Annotated in this window: 31 protein-coding genes; 14 read left to right on the top strand and 17 right to left on the bottom strand. The window is 70.9% G+C overall.

What is annotated here, in order from left to right; translation table 11 throughout:
• Positions 1 to 75 precede the first annotated feature (75 nt).
• Both JYK18_RS26475 and JYK18_RS26470 read left to right on the top strand, forming a co-directional pair.
• The gene (locus JYK18_RS26475) at positions 76 to 405 is read left to right on the top strand and encodes a MerR family transcriptional regulator (protein WP_206806191.1); all 330 of its coding nucleotides are present in this window, start codon (positions 76 to 78) and stop codon (positions 403 to 405) included.
• Positions 406 to 685: 280 nt separating this feature from the next.
• Positions 686 to 2,170 carry a non-reducing end alpha-L-arabinofuranosidase family hydrolase gene (locus JYK18_RS26470; RefSeq protein WP_206806190.1) on the top strand — a complete coding sequence of 495 codons (1,485 nt, stop codon included), beginning with the start codon at positions 686 to 688 and terminating at the stop codon, positions 2,168 to 2,170.
• Positions 2,171 to 2,219: 49 nt separating this feature from the next.
• Here JYK18_RS26470 and JYK18_RS26465 read toward each other — a convergent pair whose 3' ends face one another.
• The 4 genes from JYK18_RS26465 to JYK18_RS26450 are packed head-to-tail and all read right to left on the bottom strand — an operon-like array spanning position 2,220 to position 5,745.
• Positions 2,220 to 3,467 (bottom strand): lipopolysaccharide assembly protein LapB, encoded by a 1,248-nt coding sequence (locus JYK18_RS26465; RefSeq protein WP_206806189.1) that lies wholly within the window; start codon positions 3,465 to 3,467, stop codon positions 2,220 to 2,222.
• Positions 3,468 to 3,475: 8 nt separating this feature from the next.
• Positions 3,476 to 4,669 carry a 26S protease regulatory subunit gene (locus JYK18_RS26460; RefSeq protein WP_206806188.1) on the bottom strand — a complete coding sequence of 398 codons (1,194 nt, stop codon included), beginning with the start codon at positions 4,667 to 4,669 and terminating at the stop codon, positions 3,476 to 3,478.
• Between the two features lie 14 nt (positions 4,670 to 4,683).
• The gene (locus JYK18_RS26455) at positions 4,684 to 4,854 is read right to left on the bottom strand and encodes a hypothetical protein (RefSeq protein ID WP_206806187.1); all 171 of its coding nucleotides are present in this window, start codon (positions 4,852 to 4,854) and stop codon (positions 4,684 to 4,686) included.
• A gap of 54 nt (positions 4,855 to 4,908) precedes the next feature.
• Complete coding sequence (locus tag JYK18_RS26450; protein WP_206806186.1) at positions 4,909 to 5,745, bottom strand: LysR family transcriptional regulator; 837 nt, start codon at positions 5,743 to 5,745, stop codon at positions 4,909 to 4,911.
• 72 nt (positions 5,746 to 5,817) lie between these two features.
• On the opposite strand from JYK18_RS26450, the gene JYK18_RS26445 reads away from it, so the two are divergent.
• The gene (locus tag JYK18_RS26445) at positions 5,818 to 6,543 is read left to right on the top strand and encodes an SDR family oxidoreductase (RefSeq protein WP_206806185.1); all 726 of its coding nucleotides are present in this window, start codon (positions 5,818 to 5,820) and stop codon (positions 6,541 to 6,543) included.
• Between the two features lie 10 nt (positions 6,544 to 6,553).
• Here the strand turns inward: JYK18_RS26445 and JYK18_RS26440 are convergent, their stop codons facing one another.
• Both JYK18_RS26440 and JYK18_RS26435 read right to left on the bottom strand, forming a co-directional pair.
• Complete coding sequence (locus JYK18_RS26440) at positions 6,554 to 7,015, bottom strand: NUDIX domain-containing protein (protein WP_206806184.1); 462 nt, start codon at positions 7,013 to 7,015, stop codon at positions 6,554 to 6,556.
• A 13-nt stretch (positions 7,016 to 7,028) separates the two neighbouring features.
• Positions 7,029 to 7,991, bottom strand: a complete 963-nt coding sequence (locus tag JYK18_RS26435) for a GntR family transcriptional regulator (protein ID WP_206806183.1) — start codon at positions 7,989 to 7,991, stop codon at positions 7,029 to 7,031.
• Between the two features lie 160 nt (positions 7,992 to 8,151).
• On the opposite strand from JYK18_RS26435, the gene JYK18_RS26430 reads away from it, so the two are divergent.
• The 4 genes from JYK18_RS26430 to JYK18_RS26415 are packed head-to-tail and all read left to right on the top strand — an operon-like array spanning position 8,152 to position 12,319.
• A complete protein-coding gene (locus tag JYK18_RS26430) occupies positions 8,152 to 9,177 on the top strand; it encodes an acyl-CoA desaturase (protein WP_206806182.1) in 1,026 nt (341 codons plus the stop codon).
• A 14-nt stretch (positions 9,178 to 9,191) separates the two neighbouring features.
• A complete protein-coding gene (locus JYK18_RS26425) occupies positions 9,192 to 9,830 on the top strand; it encodes a GPP34 family phosphoprotein (protein ID WP_206806181.1) in 639 nt (212 codons plus the stop codon).
• A gap of 31 nt (positions 9,831 to 9,861) precedes the next feature.
• Positions 9,862 to 11,262 carry an NAD(P)/FAD-dependent oxidoreductase gene (locus JYK18_RS26420; protein WP_206806180.1) on the top strand — a complete coding sequence of 467 codons (1,401 nt, stop codon included), beginning with the start codon at positions 9,862 to 9,864 and terminating at the stop codon, positions 11,260 to 11,262.
• 40 nt (positions 11,263 to 11,302) lie between these two features.
• Positions 11,303 to 12,319: a hypothetical protein gene (locus tag JYK18_RS26415; protein ID WP_206806179.1), complete on the top strand. Its 1,017-nt coding sequence runs from the start codon at positions 11,303 to 11,305 to the stop codon at positions 12,317 to 12,319.
• Positions 12,320 to 12,326: 7 nt separating this feature from the next.
• Here JYK18_RS26415 and JYK18_RS26410 read toward each other — a convergent pair whose 3' ends face one another.
• Complete coding sequence (locus JYK18_RS26410) at positions 12,327 to 12,737, bottom strand: VOC family protein (protein WP_206806178.1); 411 nt, start codon at positions 12,735 to 12,737, stop codon at positions 12,327 to 12,329.
• A gap of 48 nt (positions 12,738 to 12,785) precedes the next feature.
• Positions 12,786 to 13,532 (bottom strand): helix-turn-helix domain-containing protein, encoded by a 747-nt coding sequence (locus JYK18_RS26405; protein WP_206806177.1) that lies wholly within the window; start codon positions 13,530 to 13,532, stop codon positions 12,786 to 12,788.
• 120 nt (positions 13,533 to 13,652) lie between these two features.
• Here JYK18_RS26405 and JYK18_RS26400 point away from each other — a divergent pair, with 120 nt between their 5' ends.
• Positions 13,653 to 14,408 carry an SDR family oxidoreductase gene (locus tag JYK18_RS26400; protein WP_206806176.1) on the top strand — a complete coding sequence of 252 codons (756 nt, stop codon included), beginning with the start codon at positions 13,653 to 13,655 and terminating at the stop codon, positions 14,406 to 14,408.
• Between the two features lie 16 nt (positions 14,409 to 14,424).
• Positions 14,425 to 15,282, top strand: a complete 858-nt coding sequence (locus JYK18_RS26395; protein WP_206806175.1) for a LysR substrate-binding domain-containing protein — start codon at positions 14,425 to 14,427, stop codon at positions 15,280 to 15,282.
• Positions 15,283 to 15,444: 162 nt separating this feature from the next.
• Here the strand turns inward: JYK18_RS26395 and JYK18_RS26390 are convergent, their stop codons facing one another.
• Both JYK18_RS26390 and JYK18_RS26385 read right to left on the bottom strand, forming a co-directional pair.
• The gene (locus tag JYK18_RS26390; RefSeq protein ID WP_206806174.1) at positions 15,445 to 16,134 is read right to left on the bottom strand and encodes an SDR family NAD(P)-dependent oxidoreductase; all 690 of its coding nucleotides are present in this window, start codon (positions 16,132 to 16,134) and stop codon (positions 15,445 to 15,447) included.
• Entirely contained in the window at positions 16,131 to 16,790 is a 660-nt protein-coding gene (locus JYK18_RS26385; protein WP_206806173.1) for a helix-turn-helix transcriptional regulator, read from the bottom strand. Before JYK18_RS26385 ends, JYK18_RS26390 begins: the two co-directional genes overlap by 4 nt.
• Before the next feature lie 10 nt (positions 16,791 to 16,800).
• Here JYK18_RS26385 and JYK18_RS26380 point away from each other — a divergent pair, with 10 nt between their 5' ends.
• On the top strand, positions 16,801 to 17,439 hold the full coding sequence (locus JYK18_RS26380) for an alpha/beta fold hydrolase (RefSeq protein WP_374195086.1): 639 nt from the start codon (positions 16,801 to 16,803) through the stop codon (positions 17,437 to 17,439).
• Between the two features lie 48 nt (positions 17,440 to 17,487).
• On the opposite strand, the gene JYK18_RS26375 is transcribed toward JYK18_RS26380, so the two are convergent.
• Entirely contained in the window at positions 17,488 to 18,294 is an 807-nt protein-coding gene (locus JYK18_RS26375; protein WP_206806171.1) for an NADPH-dependent F420 reductase, read from the bottom strand.
• 142 nt (positions 18,295 to 18,436) lie between these two features.
• Between JYK18_RS26375 and JYK18_RS26370 the strand changes: the two genes are divergently transcribed.
• A complete protein-coding gene (locus JYK18_RS26370; protein WP_206806170.1) occupies positions 18,437 to 19,270 on the top strand; it encodes a helix-turn-helix transcriptional regulator in 834 nt (277 codons plus the stop codon).
• Positions 19,271 to 19,276: 6 nt separating this feature from the next.
• On the opposite strand, the gene JYK18_RS26365 is transcribed toward JYK18_RS26370, so the two are convergent.
• From JYK18_RS26365 to JYK18_RS26350, 4 genes are all read right to left on the bottom strand, one after another.
• A complete protein-coding gene (locus tag JYK18_RS26365) occupies positions 19,277 to 19,708 on the bottom strand; it encodes a hypothetical protein (RefSeq protein ID WP_206806169.1) in 432 nt (143 codons plus the stop codon).
• A gap of 35 nt (positions 19,709 to 19,743) precedes the next feature.
• Entirely contained in the window at positions 19,744 to 20,064 is a 321-nt protein-coding gene (locus tag JYK18_RS26360; RefSeq protein ID WP_206806168.1) for a DUF3140 domain-containing protein, read from the bottom strand.
• Between the two features lie 73 nt (positions 20,065 to 20,137).
• Positions 20,138 to 20,563: an SDR family oxidoreductase gene (locus JYK18_RS46935; RefSeq protein WP_307796072.1), complete on the bottom strand. Its 426-nt coding sequence runs from the start codon at positions 20,561 to 20,563 to the stop codon at positions 20,138 to 20,140.
• Entirely contained in the window at positions 20,560 to 21,156 is a 597-nt protein-coding gene (locus JYK18_RS26350; protein WP_307796071.1) for a TIGR00645 family protein, read from the bottom strand. The genes JYK18_RS46935 and JYK18_RS26350 overlap by 4 nt, the downstream gene beginning before the upstream one ends.
• 305 nt (positions 21,157 to 21,461) lie before the next feature.
• Here JYK18_RS26350 and JYK18_RS26345 point away from each other — a divergent pair, with 305 nt between their 5' ends.
• A complete protein-coding gene (locus JYK18_RS26345) occupies positions 21,462 to 21,944 on the top strand; it encodes a nitroreductase family deazaflavin-dependent oxidoreductase (protein WP_206806166.1) in 483 nt (160 codons plus the stop codon).
• Here JYK18_RS26345 and JYK18_RS26340 read toward each other — a convergent pair.
• Together JYK18_RS26340 and JYK18_RS26335 are read right to left on the bottom strand one after the other, a co-directional pair.
• A complete protein-coding gene (locus JYK18_RS26340; RefSeq protein WP_242582823.1) occupies positions 21,922 to 22,800 on the bottom strand; it encodes a YihY/virulence factor BrkB family protein in 879 nt (292 codons plus the stop codon). The two genes, JYK18_RS26345 and JYK18_RS26340, sit on opposite strands and share 23 nt — an antisense overlap.
• 125 nt (positions 22,801 to 22,925) lie before the next feature.
• A complete protein-coding gene (locus tag JYK18_RS26335) occupies positions 22,926 to 23,357 on the bottom strand; it encodes a hypothetical protein (protein ID WP_206806164.1) in 432 nt (143 codons plus the stop codon).
• 87 nt (positions 23,358 to 23,444) lie between these two features.
• Between JYK18_RS26335 and JYK18_RS26330 the strand changes: the two genes are divergently transcribed.
• Complete coding sequence (locus JYK18_RS26330; protein ID WP_206806163.1) at positions 23,445 to 24,080, top strand: STAS domain-containing protein; 636 nt, start codon at positions 23,445 to 23,447, stop codon at positions 24,078 to 24,080.
• A 50-nt stretch (positions 24,081 to 24,130) separates the two neighbouring features.
• The gene (locus JYK18_RS26325; protein WP_206806162.1) at positions 24,131 to 24,412 is read left to right on the top strand and encodes an ANTAR domain-containing protein; all 282 of its coding nucleotides are present in this window, start codon (positions 24,131 to 24,133) and stop codon (positions 24,410 to 24,412) included.
• Positions 24,413 to 24,419: the final 7 nt, after the last annotated feature.

The raw sequence follows: 24,419 nt of genomic DNA, 5'->3' as shown, positions 1-24,419 counted from the left end.
ATGTAGCGCGCACTGGAGGTTGTGTCAACCAGTCGCTGCACCTAAGGTGAGTGAACTGCTGCGAAAGGAGGACTGGTGTCAGATCTGGGCAGGCTCGACGACCAGGACTTCCCGGCGTTCACCACGGGACAGGCCGCGGAACTGCTCGGCGTGCAGACCGCCTTCCTGCGCAGCCTCGACACCGCCGACGTGGTCAGCCCCGAGCGCTCGGCGGGCGGGCACCGCCGGTATTCGCGGCGCCAGCTGGAGCAGGCCGCGCGACTGCGGGAGCTGTTCGACCAGGGCCACCCCCTGCAGGCCGCGGCGCGCATCGCCGGCCTCGAAGCCGAACTGTCCGCAGCCCACGAGGAGATCGGCGCCCTGCGCGCCGAACTGGACCGCCACACCGGCGAGAACACCGCCTGACCGGCGAACACCCACCGCCGGTGATTTCGCTCCCGCGACGGGCCACCGATCGGCCGTCATCCGGCGGGCCGGAGTACGCACCGGCCTCCGGCACGCGGCCTTATCACCGCGTTTCCCGGCCCTGACCTGCGGATCCACGGTCCCGACCACGGGCGTGACCGAACTCGGGAAGCAAGAACGCCTGGAGGTCACCCAGCGGCCGCAGTACGGTTGGGAGCGCTCCCAGCTTGCCCTCCCCGCTGCTGGCTTCGTGCGGCCCTGATGCTGAAGGAGAACCACCATGAGTTCGACGGGTCGAGCTCCCCGCCGTCGGCGAAACCCCCGCGCCCGCGCGCTGATCCCCCTGCTCGCGACCGTTCTCTCGGCCGGCGCGCTGGTCGCGCTCGACACCGGTCCCGCCTCGGCGGCGACCGTCGACACGAGCGCCTGGTACGTGCTGGTCAACCGCAACAGCGGCAAGGCGCTGGACGTTTCCGGCGTGTCCACCGCCGACGGCGCGGCGATCCACCAGTGGGCCCGCCACGACGGCGCCAACCAGCAGTGGCAGTTCGTCGACTCCGGCGGCGGTTACTACCGGCTGAAGTCGAAGAACTCCGGCAAGGTGCTCGACGTCACCAACTGGTCGACCGCCGACGGCGGGAAGATCCAGCAGTGGCCCGACCTCAACGGGGCCAACCAGCAGTTCCGCCTCGCCGACTCCGACGGCGGCCACGTCCGGCTGATCAACCGCAACAGCGGCAAGGCCGTCGAGGTGTCCGGCGCGTCGACCGCGGACGGCGCGGCCATCGTCCAGTACGGCGACTGGAACGGGACCAACCAGCAGTGGCAGCTCGCCAGGGTGGACGAGGTTCCCGGCGCCTGCACCCTCCCGTCGACCTACAAGTGGACGTCGACCGGACCGCTGGCGCAACCGAAGCAGGGCTGGGTCTCCCTCAAGGACTTCACCCACGTCGTCCACAACGGCAAGCACCTGGTCTACGGGACCACGCACGACACGGGCACGAGCTGGGGCTCGATGAACTTCACCCCGTTCACCAACTGGTCCGAGATGGCCTCGGCCAGCCAGAACACGATGAACTCCGGCACCGTCGCACCCACGCTGCTGTACTTCGCGCCGAAGAACATCTGGGTGCTCGCCTACCAGTGGGGCGGGCCCGCGTTCAGCTACCGGACCTCCAGCGACCCCACCAACCCGAACGGCTGGTCGGCCCCGCAGACGCTGTCCACCGCGAGCATCACCGGCTCCGGCACCGGCCCGATCGACCAGACGCTGATCGGTGACGGCACGAACATGTACCTGTTCTTCGCCGGGGACAACGGCAAGATCTACCGGTCCAGCATGCCGCTCGGGAACTTCCCGGGGAACTTCGGCTCGTCCTACACGACCATCATGAGCGACACGACGAACAACCTGTTCGAAGCCGTCGAGGTCTACAAGGTCCAGGGCCAGAACCAGTACCTGATGATCGTCGAGGCGATCGGGAACAACGGGCGCTACTTCCGTTCGTTCACCTCGAGCAGCCTGGGCGGTTCGTGGACCCCGCAGGCCACGAGCGAGAGCAATCCCTTCGCCGGCAAGGCGAACAGCGGCGCCACCTGGACCAACGACATCAGCCACGGTGACCTGATCCGCACGAACCCCGACCAGACCAAGACCATCGATCCCTGCAACCTGCAGTTGCTCTACCAGGGCCGCGACCCCAACTCGGGCGGCGACTACGGCCGTCTGCCCTACCGGCCGGGTCTGCTGACCCTGCAACGCTGATCGCCCGAGGCGGCGGTTCGGCCCACGGGTCGAACCGCCGTCTCGCGCGTTACTCGGGCTTCCTCGGCGCCGGTCGCGGGTCCGATCCGCCGAAAGCGGCCACCCGGTCCCAGATCCAGTCGGCCACCGACGCGGCGACGGGCTCGTCCGGTTGTCCCGGCCGGCGCTTGACCAGCGTCCCGAACGCGACGGCGACCAGGTACGCACCGGCGTCGTCGGTCATCACCTGCTCCCAGACCTCGTTCTCCGGCCAGCCGGGGTGCGCCGCCGGATCGGCCTCGATCTCGGCGTCCATGGCGAGGATCTCGGCCGCGGACAGCAGGCGGAACGGCTCGTCCGTCCCCCAGGCGGCACCGGTGCCCGCCTCCTGGCCGTCGTGCCGGGCCACCAGGTGCTTCGCCGCCATCGAGCCGACCTTCTGCCCGGCCAGGTCCTCGGCCCCCGGCCGGAGGGTGGCACGCAGGCCGTCGGGCAGCACGCCGTCCAGCGCCGCCAGCGCGGACGGCAGGTCGACCCCGATCTGCTCGTCGCGGATCTGCCGCCACGCCATCTCGACCGCGCCGGTGCCTTGGATGTCCTCCAGGGTGATGTCCTCGTCGCGTGCCTTCTCCACGATCCGCAGCATCGCCCTGGCTCCCTCGACCAGGCTCTGCGCCACGTCGTCGGTCGGGTCCTCGCGCAGCTGGCGCAACCCGAGTTGTTCGGCGTCTTCGAACCGGTACTGCGCCATGTAGGCGAAGCCGAGCAGCACGGCGACCCAGGAGTCCGCCGCGTTGGCCCGGATGGCCTCCTCGGCCGCGGGCGCGAACCGTTCGGGCGGGGCGAAGCTCCCCAGCAGGTACTCCGCCCGTTTCCGGAGCGCTTCGGAGAGGTCGTCCGGCGCGGTCCGCGAGCACAGTGCCACCGCCTCGTCGAGGTGGCGCCACCCGGCCTCGTGCTCGCCGGCGCGGGCCTGGGCGTGGCCCAGTTGCATCCGGTCGTCCCACTCCTCCTGCTCCTCGGCCACCACGGTGCGCGCCCACCGCAACGCCTCGTCGTGGTTGTTCGCCGTGGTTTCCAGCCGCCGCAGCGACCGGGCCGCCATGGTGAACCACCCGTCGCGGCGACCGGCCACCTGGAGGAACAACCGCCGCGCCTCGTCGAGCTCACCGCACGCGTGACGGTGGTTGCCGAGCGCCATCAGCGCGCTGTTCCGCTCCGGCTGGGCCGCGAGCACCCGCAGCGCCAGCTCGGCGACCTGCGGGTGCGTCGGCTGCGCGGCGAGCAGTTCCCAGGCCAGGTCCAGATCCTTCGCCACGGCCCCGCTCATCGCATGCCCCGCTTGACCCGGTACGCGCGGAGCTGGTCGAAGGTGCCGTCGTCGACGCCGTACTCCAGCACCGGCGCCACCTGGTCGAACCACGACGCCGTGGACGGGACGACGCCACCGGCCGCGGTCAGCACCGCGTCGGTGGTGACCGGCACCAGCTCACCGCGGCTCATCGACTCGACCATCGCCTCCTGCAGCACGGTGGTCGTCAGGTGCGCGAGGTCGGCGCCGGAGAACCCCTCGGTCGCCGCCGCGACGGCGACCACGTCGACCTCGGCGGCGGGCTTGCCGTCCAGCGCACCCTGCACGATCGCCGCCCTGGCGACCGCGTCCGGCGGCAGCACCAGCACCGTCTTGTCGATCCGGCCCGGGCGGCGCAGCGCGGGGTCGATGTCCCACGGCCGGTTCGTCGCGGCCAGGAAGTAGACCCCGTCGTTGGCCCCGGCCACGCCGTCGAGTTCCTCCAGCAGCTGGGTGACGAGCATCCGCATCGCCTGCGACCCACCACCACCGGAGGTCCGCCGTCCGCCGAGCGCGTCGAACTCGTCGAAGAAGATCACGCACGGCGCCGCCGCGCGGGCGTGGCGGAACACGCTCTGGATGGCCTTCTCGCTCTCCCCGATCCACTTGCTGAGCAGGTCCGCGAGCGTCACGTGGATGAAGGACGCGCCGAGATCACCGGCGATCGCCCTGGCGATGAACGTCTTGCCGCACCCGGGCGGGCCGTACATCAGCAGCGATCCGCCCGGCTTCTGCCCGAACGCCGCCGCCAGCTCGGGATTGCGCAGCGGCGCCAGGAACGCGGTGTCCAGGTGCCGTTTGACCTCGGCGAGACCGGCGACGTTGGCCAGCGTCACCGCCGGGCGTTCGGCGTCCCACATGGACACCGCGGCGCCGGTGTCCTGACGGTCTTCGTCCACCGGGACCGGTACCGGTTTCGGCGCGGGTGCCGCGGTTTCGGCGGGCGGCGGGGTCGAGGTGCGCAGCCGCGCGGCCATCAGCCGGGCACGCAGCAGGCGGACCCGCGCCGGATCACCGCCGTGCGCCTCGAACGCCGTCAGCTCGGTGGCGGCGCGGCCCGGGTCCTGCTCCAGCAGCAGCGTGACGAAGTCCTCGCGCAGCGCCAGGTTGTCGGGATCGGCCGCCACCTCGCGCGCGATCACCTCGACGAAGTCGTTGTCCTTGCTCATTCGATTCTCTCTCGTCAGCTCACCAGGTGTCTGTCGCCGGGCCGCCGGCAGCCTGTCCTTCCGATGCCTCGAGCCAAAACGTGAGGGGTGAGCCGGCGCGCGAACTCGGCGGGCTCCGGTGCCATGTCGAACAGATCGCCGCGCTCGGCGTAGATCGCGTTGTCCGGATTCCGGTCTGCGTCCATGTGGTTCATCCCCCTGTCGACCGGCATCCTAGGTCTCGCCGTCCCGGCCGTCGATCATGCCCCCGCCGCGGCGCGGACCAGGGCGGCGATCGCCGGGGAGCGGCTGCTCGACGGCCAGGCGATCACGGTGGTGACCTCCGGCGCGTCGACGACCGGGACGGCGACGTGTTCCGGCCACTGCCAGGCCCGGCTGGAGGCCGGGATGACGAGCAGCGTCCTGCCCAGCGCCACCAGCTGCGCGAGTTGGGACTGCGTACGCACTTCCGGTCCCGGTCCGTCCGGATAGGACCCGTCGAGACGGGGCCAGCGAGCGATCGGCAGGCCCGGCACGTCGCTGACCTCGGCCAGTTCGAGCCGGTCGCGGGAGGCGAGCGGGTGCCGCGCGGGCAGGATCGCGACCTGGCCTTCGACGTGGAGGTCTTCGGTGTCGAAGCCGGCGAGGTCGTCGTAGGGCCGGTGCATGAGCGCCACGTCGGCCCGGCCGTCACGCAGGAGTTGCGCCTGTTCTCCGACCTCGCACAGCAGGACCTCGACCTCGTCCGGGCCGGCCGAGTCGAGGAGTCGCTGCAGCAGTTCGTGGGAGGCCCCGGCTTTGGTCGCGAGCACCAGCGGCCGGTTCGGGAGCCCGGCGCGTCGCGTCCGCCGTGCCGCGGCGGCGACCGCGTCGAGGGCCGTTCGTGCCTCGCGGAGCAGAATCCGGCCGGCGTCGGTGAGTTCCACGCCGCGACGGTCTCGTTGGAGGAGCTGGACTCCGAGCCGCCGCTCCAGCTGGGCGATCGCGCGGGACAGCGGTGGTTGCGCGATCCCGAGCCGGACGGCGGCGCGCCCGAAGTGCAGTTCTTCGGCCACAGCGAGGAAATACCGAAGTTCGCGGGTCTCGAGATCGTCCACCGCACGACCATACCCGGCGGGTATCACAGCCGACCGACTCGATCTTGGACACGGGCGCGCGGCGCGCCGAGCATGAAACACGTGAACGACAAGAAGACCGCGCTGGTCACCGGCGCGAACAAGGGCATCGGCTTCGCCATCGCGCAGGGCCTGGGAAAAATCGGTTTCACCGTCGCGGTGGGCGCGCGTGACGACGCCCGGCGTGGGGACGCTGTGCAACGCCTGCGGGCTGAGGGCGTCGACGCGTTCGGAGTCGCGCTCGACGTCACCTCCGACGACAGCGCCGCGGCGGCGGCCGACACCGTCGAGCGGACCGCGGGACGGCTCGACGTGCTCGTCAACAACGCGGGCATCTCCGGCCGGATCGACGGTGGCACACAGGATCCGACGAAGCTCGACCTCGACGTCGTCCGGGCCGTGCTCGACACCAACGTGTTCGGCGTGATCCGGGTGACCAACGCGGTGCTCCCGCTCCTGCGCCGCGCGGACTCGCCGCGCATCGTGAACATGTCGAGTTCGATGGGTTCGCTGGCGTTGCGGACGGGCCCGATCATGGCCGCGTACGCACCGTCGAAATCCATGCTCAACAGCATCACCGCGCAGTACGCCCGCCAGTTCGCCGACACGAACATCATCGTGAACGCCGGTTGCCCCGGTTACGTCGCGACCGACTTCACCGGCTTCAACGCCCCGCGCACCCCCGAACAGGGCGCCGCGATCGCCCTCCACCTCGCCACCCTGCCCGACGACGGCCCCCGAGGCAGCTTCTTCGACGACGAAGGAGTTGTTGCCTGGTAACCGGGAACGGTCAGCAGGTCGGCCGGGCCGGGTCGGCGGCCCAGCCGAGCAGGCCGAAGGGCGAACCGTCGGTGTAAGCGCGGATTCCGGCCAGCGGGTACGGGATGACCTCCTCGGGGAGGGCGTCGAGGGGGAACCAGCCGACGGCCGAGCACTTGTCCGGTTCGAGGTTGCGGGGTTCCCCGGACCACCGGTGGGTGGCGAAGAAGATGCCAAGCCGTGGCCGCCGGCCGGAGCCGGTGACGTGAAGGGTGTGCACGTGCCGGAGGTCGCCGGGGTCGATGTGGACGCCGACTTCTTCGCGCGCTTCGCGAACCGCGGCGGCGAGCAGGGATTCGCCGGGGTCGAGTTTGCCGGAGGGCAGGTGCCACATCCCGTCGCCGTAGGTGCCGCGGCGGCGGGTGAGCAGGACGTCACCGTCGCGGACGAGCAGGACGTGGGCGTCGATGATGGTGTGCTGGCCGTCCGGCATCCGGGCGCCTTCCTCACTGTCGATGGGGCACGGGAACGGCTTCGCCCACGAGCAGGGCGAAGCCGTCGAGGTGGCGGGCGAGGCTGTACTCGAAGAGCTCGTCGAGATCGGGGGCCGACTCCTCGTGCACCCGAGCCAGCAACGGGAACCGCCCGCTGGCGAACAGTTCCTCGGTCCGCGCCCGCTGCGCCTGCAACCACCTCGCCAGGCTCACCCCGGTCTCCTGCTCGGCCTCCACTTCGTCCGCTGTGGACAGTGCGAGGTTGACCACCAGCGAGTGCAACGCCAGCGCTTCCTGCATCCGCGTCCGCAGCGGGAGGCCGAGCCCGCCGAGAGCGCGCAGGGTCCACTCGGTGTGCACCATCATGTTGGGCGCGAGCGAAGGCCGGGTGAACGAAACCGCCTTGGGCAGCCAGAGGTGCCGCCAGCACAACGACCACTGCCGCCGCGCGATAAGTTCGAGCTTGGCCCGCCACCCCGCCGGACCCGGATCGGGTAGTTCCGCCTCGCCGAAGACCAGATCCGCCATCTGCGTCACCAGATCGTCCTTGTTCGCGATGTGGCGGTAGAGCGACATCGTGCCCACGCCGAGTTCGGCGGCGACCCGGCGCATGGACACCGCGTCGGCCCCTTCGACGTCGGCGATCGCGATGGCCGTGCGCAGCAGGTGCTCGCGGCCGAGCGCCTGCTTGGCGCCACCCGGCGGCCGCGGGGCGGCGGGCGCCTTCGGGCGGGCGGCGGGCCGCGGCCGGCCCGGCGTCGCGCTGACCACCGTGCCCGAGCCCACCTTCGCTTCGACCAGCCCGTCTTCGCGCAGGGTGGCGAGCACCCTGGTCGCCGTCGCGATCGCGATCCCCCAGCGCTCCGAGATCTGGCGGATGGACGGCAGCCGGTCCCCCGGCTGGAGTTCCCCGGACCGGATCCGGGCTTCGAACTCCCCGGCGATGCGCCGGTAGAGCGGTTCCGGCTGAGCCACCGCGTACCTCCTGATCCCGTGCCCAAGTGAACTAGTTCATTTTAACCACACTAGTGCACTTTTTCTTCCCATACAAGCCGAATCTGTTGACCGGCTCCGGTGTCCTAATACACTGTACGCGGCAGATCAATACACTGTACGCAACCTGGTTTGGACGATCATGCACCGCAGCGCACCCCGGCCGGCGCGAACCGCGAGCGATTTCGCGCACCTGTCCCACCGCATCTCCGTGCTCGGCCTGCTCGACCGGCGCCCGATGTACTACGGGGTCAGACTCGGCGCCGTCGCCCTGTTGTTCGCCGGCGGCTGGGTGGCCTTCGCCCGGCTCGGCGATTCGTGGTGGCAGCTGGCGGTCGCCGCGCTGCTCGCCGTCGTGTTCGGACAGATCGCCCTGGTGGCCCACGATCTGGCCCACCGCCAGGTGTTCCGCACCAGGAAGCCGAGCGAGGTGGCGGGCAGGCTGGCCGGGAACCTCGCGATCGGCATGAGTTACGGCTGGTGGATGGACAAGCACACCCGCCACCACGCCAACCCGAACCACACCGAACTCGATCCCGACGTCGATCCGGACATCCTGGTCTGGTCGAAGGGCCAGGCCAGGGCCAGCCGCGGGCTCCCCCGATTCATCGGGAAGTGGCAGGCGTTCCTGTTCTTCCCGCTGCTCACGCTCGAAGGCTGGAACCTGCACTACTCCGGCATCCGCGCGGTTCTCCGGCCGAAGACGAAGCACCGGGTCCTCGAAGCGAGCCTGCTCGCCGCGCACTTCGCCGGGTACTCCGGCGCGGTCTTCACCGTGCTGCCGGTGGAGAAGGCGCTGGTCTTCGTCGTGGTGCACCAGGGCCTGTGGGGCATCTACCTGGGCTCGATCTTCGCGCCCAACCACAAGGGCATGCCCCTGTTCAGCGGCGACGAGCGCCCGGACTTCCTGCGCAGGCAGGTGCTGACCTCGCGGAACGTGCGCGGCGGCCGGTTCGTCGACCACGCGCTCGGCGGGCTGAATCACCAGATCGAGCACCACCTCTTTCCCAGCATGCCCTCGCCGAACCTGCGCCTCGCGGCACCGGTGGTGCGGGCGTACTGCGCGGAAATCGGGGTGCCGTACCACGAAACGGGCCTGCTGGATTCCTACCGGCAGGCGCTGCGGCACCTCCACCACGCCGGCGCCCCGTTGCGCGCCGCCGAGTGAGAAGGGAGAACACGGTGCCGGAACTCACCGTTGCCGAAGAGGTCGTCCTGATCGCCCTCGACGACCAGACCGGCGGAGGCAAGGCACGCCTCGGCCTCGACTGGGCGGTGGCCGGGGCGGCCATCGTCGAACTGGCCCTCACCCAGCGGATCGCGGTGGCCGAGGACGACCTCGTCACCGTGCTGGATCCGGCCCCGACCGGGGTCGGGCACCTGGACGCGGTGCTCACCGGGGCCGATGGGGTGAAGGTCCCGAAACTGCTGCGCCGCACGCGCCACGGCGCACCGGGCCGCACCATCGCCGCGCTCGTCGAACGCGGCGTGCTCCAGCAGAAGCGGACCTGGCTGCTCGGCGTGCTCCCGGCGCACCGCTACCCGGCGGGCGAAGGGGCGGCCGAGGCCGAGGTCCGCGCCAGGCTGACCGGAACCGTCCTCAACGGGCGAACGCCGGACGAGCGCACCGCCGCGTTGATCGGCGTGCTGCACGCCGCGAAGCTGTGGCGCCGCGCGGTGCCCACCGGCGAACGCAAGCAGGTCCGGCGGCGCATGGCCGAGATCGCGAAGGGCCAGTCCGTCAGCCCCGCGGTGCGCAAGGCGATCGTCCGGACCCAGGCGGCCATCGCCGCGATGGCCGCCGCTTCGAGCAGCGGCTGAACCTCCGCAACCCCAACGAAAGGACCAAGAAATGGTGACCGAGATCGAAACCGACTACCTGGTGATCGGCGCGGGCGCGACGGCGATGGCCTTCGTGGACACCCTGCTGACCGAATCCTCCGCGACCGTGACCATCGTCGACCGCTACCACCAGCCGGGCGGGCACTGGACCATCGCCTACCCCTACGTGCGGCTGCACCAGCCCTCCGCCATGTACGGCGTGAACTCCCGCCCGCTCGGCGAGAACCGGGTCGACCGGACCGGCTGGAACGCCGGGCTCTACGAACTGGCCGGCGCGGCGGAGATCTGCGGCTACTTCGACCAGGTCATGCGGCAGACGTTCCTGCCGAGCGGCCGGGTTTCCTACTTCCCGATGGCCGAGTACCAGGGCGGCGGGCGGTTCCACCTGACCACCTCCGGCAAGGAATACCAGGTGAAGGTGCGCCGGAAGATCGTGGACACCACGTACCAGAGCGTGACGGTGCCCGCCATGCGAGCGCCGGAGTTCCCGGTGGCACCCGGCATTCCCGTTGTCCCGCCGAACGAACTGCCCGCCGTGCGCGAACCCCACGACCGGTACGTCGTCGTCGGTGCGGGCAAAACCGGGATCGACGCCTGCCTCTGGCTGCTGGAGCATGGCGTCGCCCCAGCGGACCTGACCTGGATCATGCCCCGCGCCCCCTGGCTCATCGACCGGGCCACGGTGCAGCCGCTCCCCCTTCGCCAGGCCGAGGACATCGCCAAGGAGTACGGCGCCAAGCACGAAGCCATCATGGGGGCCGAATCCGTACCCGACCTCTTCACCCGGCTCGAAGCCGTGGGCGCGGTGCTGAGGATCTCGCCGGACGACCGGCCGACGGCGTTCCGCTGCGCGACCGTCTCGCGGGCGGAACTCGAACAGCTGCGCAAGATCGACAACGTCGTCCGCTTCGGCCGGGTGAAACGCATCAGCGAGACGGAGATCGAACTCGATGGCGGCACGGTCCCGACCGGTCCGCGCGTGCTGCACGTGGACTGCACCGCCGACGCCGTCAAGCAGCTCCCCGTCGTCCCGATCTTCCAAGGTGGACTGATCACGCTGCAGTCGGTTCGCGTGTGCCAACCGGTCTTCAGCGCCGCCCTCATCGCGCACGTGGAAGCGGCCTACCCGGACGAGGCCGAGAAGAACGCGCTCTGCCCCGTCACGCCGAACCCGAAAACCGACGCGGACTGGCTCCGGTTCGCGATTTCGGCGAACGCGGAACAGCTGCGCTGGGCGGGCAACGCGGACATCGGCGCCTGGATGCGGACCTCGCGGTTGCACCCGGACATCGCCCCGCCGATGCCGGAAGACCCGGCCGAACGGGCCGCCTTCGAGCAGCAGGGCGTGGCCATGGCGCGAGCGCAGAACGCGAAGCTCGAAGAACTCCTGCACGCGCACGAAGCGCGCTGATCCCGCCACGACACCGAATTCGACCGAACGAGGGGAACCGATGACCCTATTCAGGAACCGCGCGCCCTGGGCGCTGACCCTGCTGACCACGGTGTGCGCGGAACTGACGTTCACCGCGGTCGCGGTGCCGTTCACCTGGCTGCTCCTGCCCTTGCTCATGGTGATGTACGGGGCCGGGGTGCTGGTGATCCGCGAGGCGGTGGTGCGGACCGGCGGCGGCTGGCCGAGCCTGGTGCTGCTGGGCGTGGCCTACCAGATCACCGAAGACGGCCTCGGCCTGCAGGCGCTGACGAGCCCCGAGATGTACGGTGCCGCCGACTGGGGACTGCGCGCGCTCGGCGTGAACTGGACGTACTGGGAGTCGCAGATCGGCGTGCACGTCGTGCTCAGCGTCCTGGTGCCGATCGGCCTGGTCAACCTGCTCTTCCCGGCCCAGCGGGCCCGGCCGTACCTGAGCAAGAGGGGTTTGCTCGGCGCCGCCCTGCTGGCGGTCGTGGGGGTGTTCGGGCTCCGCTTCCTCATTTCCGCGACGCAGGATCCGGGGTACCAGACCCCGTGGGGCCAGACGGTGGTGTTCCTCGCGCTCATCGTCGCACTCGGGTTGCTCGCGCTGGTGGTCCTGCCCCGGCGCCGCGCCACCGGCCGCCGTCAGGTGGCCAGGACCGCGCCACGGCCGGGCGTGGTCGGCTTGGTGTCCCTGTACCTGACCATGGCTTTCCTGACCACCCTGCTCCCGCTCGGCCTGGGGTCCACCCTGCTGTTCGGCGACCTGATGCCGCCGGTCCTGCGACTGGTGTTCGCCGCCATCACCGCGGTTCCGTTCGGCCTGCTGGTCCGGCGCTGGCAGGCGGCGGCCGACTGGAGCGAGCGGCACCAGATCTGGCTCTTCGGCGGGATCCTGGTTTCGCACACCGCGTTCATGATGCCGGCGTCGCTGACCGCCGCCCTCGTCGGCGCGCCGATCCTCGCCGCGGAGGTGTACCTGCTGATCCGGCTCGCCAGGCACCTCCGGCAGCGGGCGGCCGTCACCGCTCCGATGTGGACGGTGAACCGCTGAACCGGCGTCAGCTCCGGCCGTCGCTCATCGCGTCCGGGTTGTAGGCGAGCAGCTCCCAGCTGTGGCCGTCCGGGTCGTCGACCGCCCGGTTGTACAGCCAGCCCATGTCCTGGGCCTCCCGCGGTTCGGTGCCGCCCGCGGCCAGCGCGGCGTCGGCCAGGCGGTCCACCTCCTCCCGCGAACCGGCGGCCAGCGCGTTGATCACCTCGATCGGACCGTCCGATGTGGACCGCTTGGTGAAGGACGCGAACGTCTCCCGGGTCATCAGCTGCACCACGATCGCGTCGGCGAAGGACACCTGGGCGGAGGTGTCGCCGGTGAAGTCGGGGTTGATCGTCCCGCCCAGCGCCGTGTAGACCTTCTTGCTCACCTCGAGGTCGGTGACCGGCAGGTTGATGTAGATCTGGGTGATCGCCACGACGTCCTCCAAGGACTCGGGCCGGGGGTTCCGGCGTCACCACGAAACCTAGGGGCGCACCGCGACCTCGGTCTTGTACAGGAGCGACAACACCTCGTCGCCGTCGGCTTGCCGCAGCTGGGAGGCCGTCCGGCCGGTGAACCGGGTCAGCGAGCGGGCCAGGTGCGGCTGGTCGTGGTACCCCACCCGCTGCGCGACCTCGACCGCCGCCATCCCGCGGCCCAGCAGCAGCACGGCCTGCCTGGCCCGCTCGATCTGCCGGATCGCGCCCTGCGTCAACCCGGTCGCCGCGGCCACCCGCCGCTGCACCGACCGCGGCGTGACCAAAGTGGTCGCGTCCCCGCGCAGCACGTCGGTGACCAGCGGATCACGCACCAGCAACCCGGCGCGGACCAGGCGGTCCACGAAGACCTCGGCGTTGTCGTAGGCGGGCGTCTCCCACTCCTCGCCCTGCAGCACGAAGGACCGGGCCGTGGTGTGCGGGCTCGACACGGCGGTGTCGACCAGCTTCGGCACCGGCAGCGGAGACAGGAACGCACCGTGCCGGAAGATGATCCCGACCGTTTCGCTCTCGCCCCGCCCCAGCTCCAGCACCGTGGGACCGGTCTCGGGGCCGCGCACCGCCACGTGCGTCTCGCCCCGGTCGCGCCAGACGACGAGCTCCCAGTTCGAGTTCGCGACCGACCGCATCCGCGCCGGGACCGCCCCGGCGACGTCCCCGGCGCGGTAGACGCGCTCGACGTACGGGGACTCGGACGGGCGCTGCTCGACACCACCGGCCACCTCGAGGCTCACGTCGAGAACCTACCCCACCAGTCGTGCTTGTGACCCCAACCAGATCTTGTGTTTCCCCGTCCCGGCCCCCGGCTCCTACCGTGGAAATCGGCAGGAATCCACCGCACCCCAAGGAGAATCATGAGTGAGCCGAACCTGCGCGGAAAGGTGGCGGTCATCGCCGGCGGGGCCAAGAACCTCGGCGGGCTGCTGTCCACCACCCTCGGCGAAGCCGGCGCGAAGGTGGTCGTCCACTACCACGGTGACGCTTCGGCCGTCGACGCCGAGAAGACCGTCGAGGCGGTGCGCGGCGCGGGCTCCGAGGCCGTCGCCGTGCAGGGCGACCTCACCCGCGTCGCCGACGTGCGCCGGTTGTTCGACACCGCGGCGGACACCTTCGGCGGCGCCGACATCGCGGTGAACACCACCGGCATGGTGCTGCGCAAACCGATCCTGGACACCACCGAGGACGAGTACGACCGCATGTTCGGCATCAACGCGAAGGCGGCCTACTTCTTCATCCAGGAGGCCGGGCGGCGACTGGCCGACCACGGCCGGATCGTCAGCCTCGGCACCTCCCTGCTGGCCGCGTTCACCGACGGTTACGCCACCTACGCCGGCGGCAAGGCGCCGCTGGAGCACTTCACCAGGGCCGCCGCCAAGGAGTTCGCCGATCGCGGCATCTCGGTCAACGTGGTCGCCCCCGGCCCGATGGACACCCCGTTCTTCTACCCGCAGGAGACCCCCGAACGGGTGGCGTTCCACCGGTCGCAGGCGCTGGGCAACCAGCTGACCAGGATCGAGGACATCGTGCCGATCATCCGGTTCCTGGTCACCGAAGGCTGGTGGTTCACCGGGCAGACGCTGTTCCCCAACGGCGGCTACACCACGCGCTGAGCCCTACGCTGATCCGGTGGATCTGTACAAGCTCAACCACCTCGTGGCCGTGGCCGAGGAGGGCAGCTTCACCCGTGCCGCGGCCCGGCTGCACCTGAGCCAGCAGGCGCTGTCGACCTCGGTGCGCACGCTGGAGCGGGAGATCGGCGTGCCCCTGCTCGACCGCGGGGCCACCGGGGTCACCGTGCTCCCGGCCGGGCAGGCCCTGATCGACGACGCCCGCGTCCTGCACGGCGTCGCCGGCGCGGCGGTCCGGCGCGCCCGGCGGATCGGCCGGGGTGAACCGGAGCGGCTGCGCATCGGGCACACCCCGGCCGTCACCGGCGACGAGGTCATCTCGCTGCTGCGCGTCGTCCCGGACGAACTGGTCACCGACGTCAACCAGCGCTACCCGGGTGAACTCACCGATCAGCTGCTCGACGGGGAGCTCGACCTCGGCCTGGGCCGCGCGCTGACCCCGGCGCACGGCCTGGTCCGCACCACCCTGACCCGGCAGCGGCTGCGCGTCGCCGTCGCCGCCGGGCACCCGCTCGCCGGGCGGGAGGAGGTCCGGTTCACCGACCTCGCCGGTGAGGAGATCACCGTCTGGGGGTCGCCCGGCCGGTCCGGCTACACCGACCTGCTGCTCAACCTGTGCCGGGACGCCGGTTTCGAACCCCGCGTGCGGCGCAACCCGATCCAGGGCACCCCGCCGGTGACCGCGGTGGTCGGCACCGGCAGCGTCGCCTTCGTCACCGCCGACCCCGGCCCGGCAGCGGGCAACGCGGTCCGCGTCCTCGAGCTGACGCCACCCGCGCACGTACCGCTCCACGCGCTGTGGCCGCAGCACAGCACCTCCGACGCGCGCGACGCCTTCCTCAGCGCCTTCGCCTGAACCGGCGTTCTCGCTCATCGGTCAGCGCGGCCACCTCCGGCCGCCGCACCGCACGGGCTCGGGAACGGTCCCAGCGCCCGCTCTCCCCTCGCGACGGACCACCCGCCGTCGGGCTGCTCCGGCCGGTCCCGCGTACGTCGCGGCGGCGGCGCGGAGGTGCGGTCAAAGCTGGTAACCGCCGCTGGCTTCGATTACTTGGGCCGTCACCCATCGGCCTGCGTCGGAGGCGAGGAAGGCAACCACCTCCGCGATGTCCGACGCCTCACCGAAGCGTCCGAGCGCGGTGTCCGCCTCGATTTCCGCTACCATTCCGGCGTTTTCGCGGACCGCGGCGTTCATGTCGGTCCGCGTCCACCCCGGCGCCACGGCGTTCACCGTGATCCCGCGCGGCCCCAGCTCCATCGCGAGCGCGTGGGTCAGGTTGTTGATGCTCGCTTTCGCCATGGAATAAATGGGAACGGCCTGCATCGGCCGCGTCCCGGCGGCCGAGGAGATGTTGACGATCCGCCCGCCGTCGGCAAGGCGGCTCAATGCCGATTGGACCACAAAAAAAGGTGCACGGGCGTGGACCGCGAAAATGGTGTTCCAGCTTTCCGGCGTGGCGTCCACGAGACCACCCCAGCCCGCGTTCCCCGCATTGTTGACCAGCAGATCGAGCTTTCCGCCCCGCTGGAGGAGTTCACGGTCGAGCGCCGCGAACAAGTCCGGAATGGACTCCGTGTCGAGAAGGTCCGCGTGGAGCGCGAAGGCCCGGCCACCCGACTTTTCGATGGCCTCCACCGTTTCGTCGGCGCCATCCTTGCTCGCGTTGTAGGTGAGCACGACGGTCGCGCCTTCCTTCGCCAGGATCATCCAAGCCGTGCTTTTTCCCGGAAGTACCGCGGTGACGCCCCGACCACGCGCCGGAACGCCGTGCTGAAGGCGCTCTCGGACTCGTACCCGGTCGCGGCGGCCAGTTCGGAGATCGACCGGGTGTCGTTGCGCAGGGCGTCCCTGGCCAGGCTCATCCGCCATTCGATCAGGTAGGTCAGCGGCGCCGTGCCGACCTTGGCCTTGAACGACGCCGCGAACGCCGACCGGGACATGTGGCTGATCGCGGCCAGCTCGTCGAGCGTCCAGCGACGGCCCACATCCGCGTGCATCGCCCGCAACGCCGCCCCGATCCCGTCCTCGACCAGCGCACCGAGCCAGCCCACGGGCCGCTCGGTCCCGTCGGCGTGCACCCGCAGCATGTGCACGAGGATGAGCTGCGCGAGGTGCTCCAGCACCAGGGACCGCCCGACGCCCGCCGACTCCATCTCGGCGACCGTCAGCGCCGACAGGTTCTTGAGCAGCGCGCCACGCGGATCCCCCGCCCGGACGAGCACGATCGGCGGCAGCACGTTGAACAGCACCGACGCGTTGGCCTCCTCGAACACGAAGTCGATGCAGCAGACGTAGGTGTCCTCATCGGCCACCTCGCCGACGCGCACCTCGTCACCCTCCTGAGCGGCGTCACTCGGGGTCACTTCGAGCGCGCTGGCCAGGGCGCCCCGCGACTACGACCGCGCGCTGGCGGTCGTCGACGCGCTCGGGATCGACGAGTTCTACGTCGAGGGCGGCGACCGCGGCAGCATTCCACTGTGGATGTTCGCCGCGCTGAACCCCGGCCGGGTGCTCGGCCTCATCTCGGAGAACGTCAGCCACCTCAACGGTTTCTTCGTCAACCCGGCGATCGACCAGCGGAAGCGGTCCTGGTACATGACCTACTTCCAGTTCGAGGCGGCGGAGGCGGCGCTGCGGGCGGACGACTGGGCGCTCGCCAGGGAGTTCTTCGACTGGCACCCGGACATGGACCTCATCCTCGCCGACTGGGAGCGCCCGAACGGCCTGAAGGCCAGCTGGCTCAACTGGTACCGCGCCACGGTGAACCCCGACACCTCGCCCAGGATGGACCCGCTGCCACCGGTGACCGTGCCCGTCCTGCAGTTCTACTCCATGACCGATCCCTACATCGGGCCGGAGCAGCTGTTCGTCGGCCGCGAGTTCATCGAGGGCCCGCTGACGCTCAAGCGGATCGGCGGAGCCGGTCACTTCATCGCCCGCAACGCGCCCGAGGTGTTCAACCGCGAGGTCCTCTCCTGGCTCGGCGAACGCGAGAAGGAACGGAAGAACTGAAAGGGGACCGCGGCCGCCCGGTGCACCCCGGGCGGCCGCGGTGGACCGTCACCTCTGCCAGGTCCCGGCGCTGGCCAGCTCCAGGAAAATGGCGACGTGCGCGGGCGGGAGCCCGTCCAGCGTGCCGCCGATGGGCGACGGGCGTTCCGCCTTGTCGATCAGTTCCCTTGCCTTTTCCCGGGAAAGGGGTTCGCCCGCGTGTTCCAGGTAGTACTTCTTCTCCTCGTCCTCCGTCAGTCCATTCGGGATGGTGGGTGCGTAGGGCCAGAAGTAGATCGGCGTGTTCGGCTCGACGCGCCAGCTGTCGGCGAGCGAACCGGCGTCGACCACGTCGTACCCGACCGACTCCACGAACCGCGTCACGAGTTCCTTGGCGGCGGGGTCGTCCCCGGCGATCGGCAGGGTCGTCCGCCCGGGGTCGCCCACCGGCCGGGCGTTGAACGACAGGTGGTGCCAGTCGAGGTTGTGGAACGCCTTGACCACCTTCGAATCCCGCAGGTGCCGCTGCACGAGTTCGCTCGACGTCAGCTCACCGGCGTCGAGATCGGCCCGCCGGAATTCACCGGCCGAGGGGTAGTAGTTGGTCTGGTCGATGACCACCTTCCCGGCGAGCTCGCCGGCGGAAAGGGCCTCGAAGTTCGCCAGCGGCAACGGGATCGCGACCAGCTCCCCGGCCTCGATCGCCTCCTCGACCGTGGCGGCGCGGGCGAGCGGGCCGAGTTCTTCGACCAGGTGGGAAATGGTCTCCGGACCACGCGAATTGCTGAGCACCACGTGATACCCCGCCGCGACGGCGAGGCGGGCGAGCCCGCTGCCGGACAGGCCGGAGCCGATGATTCCGATCGTCTGAGTCATCACCGAGTTCTTTCTTCTTGGCTGGTGAGGCGGGTTGCCACGAGTCGATGTTCGGCCCGGCCGCGCGGGGGCACCAGGCGTCCTCGTGCCTGGTAATCCGAGTACCACCCAGCCACCGGAACGGGAGCGCATACTGGTGGCCATGAGCACGCACACGGAACTCGGCACCGCCCTGCGCGCGTGGCGGGAACGCATCGGCCCGGCCGAGGTGGGCCTGCCCGCCGGTGGCAACCGCCGGGTGCCCGGGCTCCGGCGCGAGGAACTTGCCGTGCTGGCCGGGATCTCCGTCGACTACCTGGTGCAGCTCGAACAGGGCCGCTCCGGGAACCCCTCGCCGCCGGTGCTCGGGGCCTTCGCGCGGACGCTGCGGTTGAACGCGGTAGAGCGGGAACTGCTCTACCGCCTGGCTGGTTCCGTGGTGCCGCCGTCGGGTTCGGTGCCGCGGGAGGTGCCGCCCGGGGTGCAGCGCATGATCGACCGGATGAGCGACACCCCGCTGGCCGTGTTCACCGCCGCGTGGGACGCCGTGCAGTGGAACCCGCTGTGGAGCGAACTGTTCGGCAGCCCCACCGGGCCGGCCAACCTGATCTGGGGCTACTTCGCCGCCGCGAGCCCGGCCGGTGCCTCCCGCATCGAACGCGACGCCGCGCACGCCGACGCGTTCGAACGCATGATGGTTTCCGACCTGCGGCGGGCGGCCGATCGCTACCCGGACGACCGGGCGGTCACCGAGTTGATCAGCGGTCTGCGGGAGGCGAACCCGCGCTTCGCCGACCTGTGGGACCGGTACGAAACCCTGCCGATCGGCCGGTCGCACAAGACGGTGGTGCACCCCGAACTGGGCGAGCTCGTGCTGGACTGCGACATCCTCACGATCGAGCGCGCCGACCTGCACATCGTGCTCAACTGGGCGGCGCCGGGCACGGACGCCGCCGAGAAGCTCGCCGTGCTGCGGGAGCGCGTGGCCGCGGCCTGACCAGCCTCACCGGGGCGGGCTGGTGGTCGGGGCGCCGGGCTCGTGGCCGGCTTGTCCGTGTGTCCGGCGTCGTTCCTTCAGCTGCTGCTCGAAGAGGTGGCGGCGACCCTGGGTGAGCGCGTCCCGCACGTCGCGCTCGAGGTCGGTGAAGGTGCGGTAGTAGCCGTCGTCGTACTCCTCGACGATCTGGAAGGTCCACCGTTCGGGGAGCACGTTGAGCCCGATCAGGTCACGTCTGATCCGCTCGGCCCAGTCCGGGTGGCCCGCCCGTTCCAGCAGGTCGGCCGCGTCGCTCAGGCCCAGGTCGGCGGTGCCGGTGAGCTGGTGGAAGGAGTAGAGGTGGCCGCGGGCGCGCTCCACGACCTCAAGCGCCTCGCTCAGCTTGCCGACCGCCTCGACAGTCGCCTCCGACGGCTCGCGATCCGGGAAATCGATCATCCCGCTGGCTTCCCGCTTCCCCGGCCCGCTACACCTCACTTGACCGGGTCGTGGCCCCAGTTCATCAAGGAGTACCGCCAGCTGGTTTCGCGCACGTCGCCGGAGGGGCGTTGCGCCAGGTGGCGGTGGATGTAGCCGACCACCTTCCGCATGTGCGCGTGATCGTCGTCGGTGAGGTCGGCGGACTTGGTCCGGAGGAGGTCGACGATCCGCCTGCCCGAGCGATGGCCCACCGATTCACCGCCGTCGTGCTGACCGACCCCTTTGGACTCGTCGGTGGCAAGCCAGTCCGACAGCTCCTTGGCCGTCATGTTGACGTTGTCGCGGAAATCGCGCTCCACCTCGTCGGTGCTCATTTCCCCGCCTCTCGCTCGGACGAACGCACCCTCGAGTACCCGGCGAGATCGAACCGAACCCCGGCCCATCGCGCTATTGGGCGACGTAACCCCCGTCGACCGGTAGTGCGACGCCGACGACGAAGCTGGCGCCCGGACTGCACAACCAGAGCACGGCCTGCGCGATCTCCTCGGCCGTGCCGAGCCGCGCGATCGGCTGGCTCGCTTCGGATTCGGCGAGGTCCAGCTCGCCCTTCTCGATCATGTCGCTGACCATGGGGGTGTTGATGATGCCGGGGCACACGGCGTTGATACGGATGCCACGCGGCGCGTATTCCAGCGCGGCGCTGCCGGTCAGGCCGACGACACCGTGCTTCGCCGCGTGGTACGACGCCCGGCCGGGAAGGCTGGCCGATAACGGACAACCCGCCGGTGAGGGTTGTCCGGTTTCGCGGTCGGCGAGGATACTCGCTCGACATCCTCGACGCCGTCGAGAAGGCGTTGACCCGGCACTGATCACGACCGGCTGTTCACCGGCTCGGCTTCGGCGGGATGGACTCGCTGGGCGGGCACCGGGGTGTGCCCGCCGGGTTCGGCGTGCCCCATGATCCGGTCGATGGAGGCCAGTCCGATGGCGGAGAGCACAAAGAGGGCGTGGAGGATCGCCTGCCACATCACCGCCTGAGTGTCGACCTGCCCGGTCTCCGGTATCCGGGCGGGCTGGATGAACGTGCGCAGCAGGTGCACCGAGGAGATCCCGATGATCGCGGTGGCCAGCTTGGTCTTGAGCACGTTGGGGTTCACGTGGGACAGCCACTGCGGCTCGTCGGGGTGGCCGCGCAGCCGGATCCGGGACACGAACGTCTCGTACCCGCCGACGATCACCATGATCAGCAGGTTCGAGATCATCACGATGTCGACCAGTTGCAGCACCGCGAGCATCACGTCGCCCTCGGTGAACACCGCGCCGCCTTCGGTGGCTCCGGTGAGCGCCCTGGTCACCAGGTGCCAGGTCTCCACCAGGAAGCGCCACACGTAGACCAGTTGCGCCACGATCAGCCCGAGGTAGAGCGGGACCTGCAGCCAGCGGCTGAAGAACAGCAGTCGTCCCACCCCCGCCGGGCCTCGAACGGATGGGGGAGCACTGCGTGCGGGCATGCGGAACGGCCTCCGGATTCGCTGTGGTGGGGGCGGGCCGCGGCAGCGCGACACCTTGATCAACTTCTTAGCGGGGCCGCCGCCCGGCCGCGCGGCGACCGCGCCGGGTTCCGCCGATGGTGGGTCACCCGCTCGTCACTCCACTGTGGACACAGCAGGCCCGGGCCATTGCTCGCGGCGGCCGGGCAGGCTGCTGCGGCCATCGACGGTCTGGTGCTACAACGGGCCCTCCAGTACTGGCACGGCGGAAGTGAGCACCCATGGCACTGACCGACCGCAAACCACGCGGCCTGCTCCGGCTCCTGCTGCGCGCGCCGATCTGGCTCTACCGCGCCCGCCTCGGCGGGCTGGCCGGGCACCGCCTGCTCTACCTCGCCCACCGCGGCCGTCGCACCGGTGCCCGCCGCGAGGTCGTGGTGGAAACCGTGGCCTTCGACCCGGCCGGGCCCGAAGCCGTGGTGATCGGCGCCTGGGGCGGCACCCCCGACTGGGTCCGCAACCTCGAAGCCGCACCCGCGATCGAGGTTCGCGTCGGCGCGCGGCGGTGGCCCGCCCCGGGGCACCGCTTCCTCGACGCCACCGAAGCCCGGCAGACCCTGATGGCCTACCGGGACGCCCACCCGCACGCCTGGAAGCGCCTCGCCCCGCGGCTCGGCTTCCCTGAGGACCCAGCCGATCCCCGCTGGCCGGACGTGCACGCCATCGCGTTCACCCCGGCGGTCAACGGCCGGACAGCGTCCTGAGCACCACGCTCGCCGACGCCCCCGCCGCGAGCGTCGCACTGGCGTGACCGGCCTCGACCGCCAGCGTGCCACCGGGCAGATCCTCGCGCGTCGACGTCCACACCGTGACCAGCAGCAGCCACCGCACCACCAGGTAGACGAACAACAGCAACCCGATCAACGCGCCGAGCGTGGCCACCGCCGGGGAATGCCCGAGCAACCGCAGGTAGAACCCACCGGCCTGCTGCAACGCGGCCAACCCCACCGCGGCCACGGCGGCCGCCCGCAACCCCTCGGCCACCGGCCGCCGCACCCTCGGCAGTTTGGCCAGGCACCACGCGATGACCAGCCAGTTGGCCACCAGCCCCAGCACCAGCGACCCCGCCACCAGCACCACCCGCGCCCCCGACAGCCCGGCGACCGACAACACCCACGTCCCGGCCGCCCCGGTCAGCGCGGCCAGCCCGAACGACACGACCAGCGCCACCCCGATCCCGAGCAGCGTGCCCACGTCGGCCAGCACCACGCGCAGCATCGAACGCTGGTCCCGGGGCTGCCCGAGCAGCGTGGTCATCGCGTCCCGCAGATTGCTGATCCAGCTCCAGCCCGAATACGCGCACGCGGCGAGCGCCAGCACCCCCAGCTTCCCGCGTTCGCCGACCACCAGGTTCACCACCGCCACGATCTGGTCGCTGACCGCGGCGGGCAGCGACTGGTCCAGCACGTGGTCCAGCTGCCCGGCCAGCGCCCGGTCCCCGGCCAGCACGAACCCCGCCACCGACAACGCGATCATCAGCAGCGGCACCATCGACAACAACGTGAAGAACGTGACCGCCGCCGCGTAGTGGTCACCATCGCGCTCGCGGTACCGGACCATCGTCAGCACCGCCCGGCGCCACCCCCGCGACCCCGTCAGCCGACGCCTCCACCCGCGCATGCGCACTACCTTCCTGACGGCACCCGGTACCCCCATGACACCAGCCGACGGGAAACGTCACGCGGTCAGTCCGGCAGGCTGCAGCTGAACGCGGGCAGCGCACCCCCCGCCGCCAGATCGGTGCTCCAGCGCAGGCAGTGGGTGATCGCCCGGAGCGCCTCCAGCGAGGAACCGGCGACGGCCAGCCCGACCTCCGCGTCCCGCGCGCCGGAATCCCCGTTCAGCTCGGCCACGATCGCGCGCAGGGCCGCCCGGATACCCGGTTCGAGGTCGTCGATGGACACCGGCCGTCCGCCGGTGTCGTGCACGAAGACGGTGAACACGTCCTCGACGCCCAATGGCGAGCTCCTGGCCGCCACCGCGTTCGCGCAGTCCACCACCAGCTCCCCGACCACGGCCGCGGGATCGGTGCTCACCACCAGCGTCAGCTCGGCGGCCAGTGCGTCGGTGTCGGCCGCCGCGGCCAGGGTGCGCAGGCGGTCGGCGATGCGTCGCACGCCTTCGTGTTCCACCTTCCAGCAATGCCCGCCCACGACGTGGTTAAACCTCCCGGCGACCGGCGGGCGCGCACTATCGTTGTGCCCATGGAAGACGCCCGGATCCGGGCGGACGCCGCCGCGGTGGTCCGGCTCGGCGGCGACCTCGGCGTCGCGCGAGCATCCGAGGTGCGCGCCCAGCTGCACGAGGTCGTCGAACCGCTCACCCCGCCGACCTCGCTGGTGGTCGACCTCAGCGAGGTGAGCACCGTGGACGCGGCGGGCACCCGGCTGCTCACCGAGCTGGGGGCGCACTGCCAGGCCAGGGGCGTGCGGCTCTGCCTGATCTGCAGCCCGGACTCCCCCGCCTACCAGGCCTGCACCGCGGCGGGCCTGGCGATCACCGACGCGCTGTCCGGCACCCAGCCCGCCGCCGGCACCACCGCGACCGCGTTCTCCACGCTCACCGAGGCGCTGATGCGCGCCCACACCGTCGGCGAAGTCCTCCAGCGCATCGTCGACGCCACCGGTGTCGCTCTCCCTGCGCGGCCGGACCGCGGAACTGCACACCGCGGTGCACACCGATCCGGTGGCCGAGCAACTCGACCTGGCGCGGAACCGCCTCCACGAGGGGCTGGGCTGGGACGCGGCCGCACCGGGCGGACCCGAGTTCGTCACCTGCCACGACCTGCGCGAAGGCGCGCCCTGGCCGCGCTGGGCCCCGATGCCTGTCCGGCGCGCTGAACCTCTACTCCAGCCGGCCCGGCGGGCTGACCGGCACCGATCTCGACCTGGTGCTGCTGCTGGCCACCCACGCCACGCTGGCCATCGCCGAGACCGACGCGGTCAGCCGCGCCGAACTCCAGCGCACCCGGATCCGCGGCGCGCTGGACCGGCGGGACCTGATCGGCCAGGCCAAGGGCATCATCATGGCCCGGCGGGGGCTGGACGCCGACGAGGCGTTCGCCCTGCTGCGGGCCGCCTCGCAGGACCTCAACGTCAAACTGTTCAACCTGGCGGACACGCTCACCCACCGGCACACCGAACTGGACCTGCCCGGCGCGGACCCGCCCTGACCCGCGC

The sequence above is a fragment of the Amycolatopsis sp. 195334CR genome (assembly GCF_017309385.1).
GTDB lineage: Bacteria > Actinomycetota > Actinomycetes > Mycobacteriales > Pseudonocardiaceae > Amycolatopsis.
Note: the sequence above shows the minus strand (reverse complement) of the source record. Positions and strands in the feature narration are given on the sequence as shown.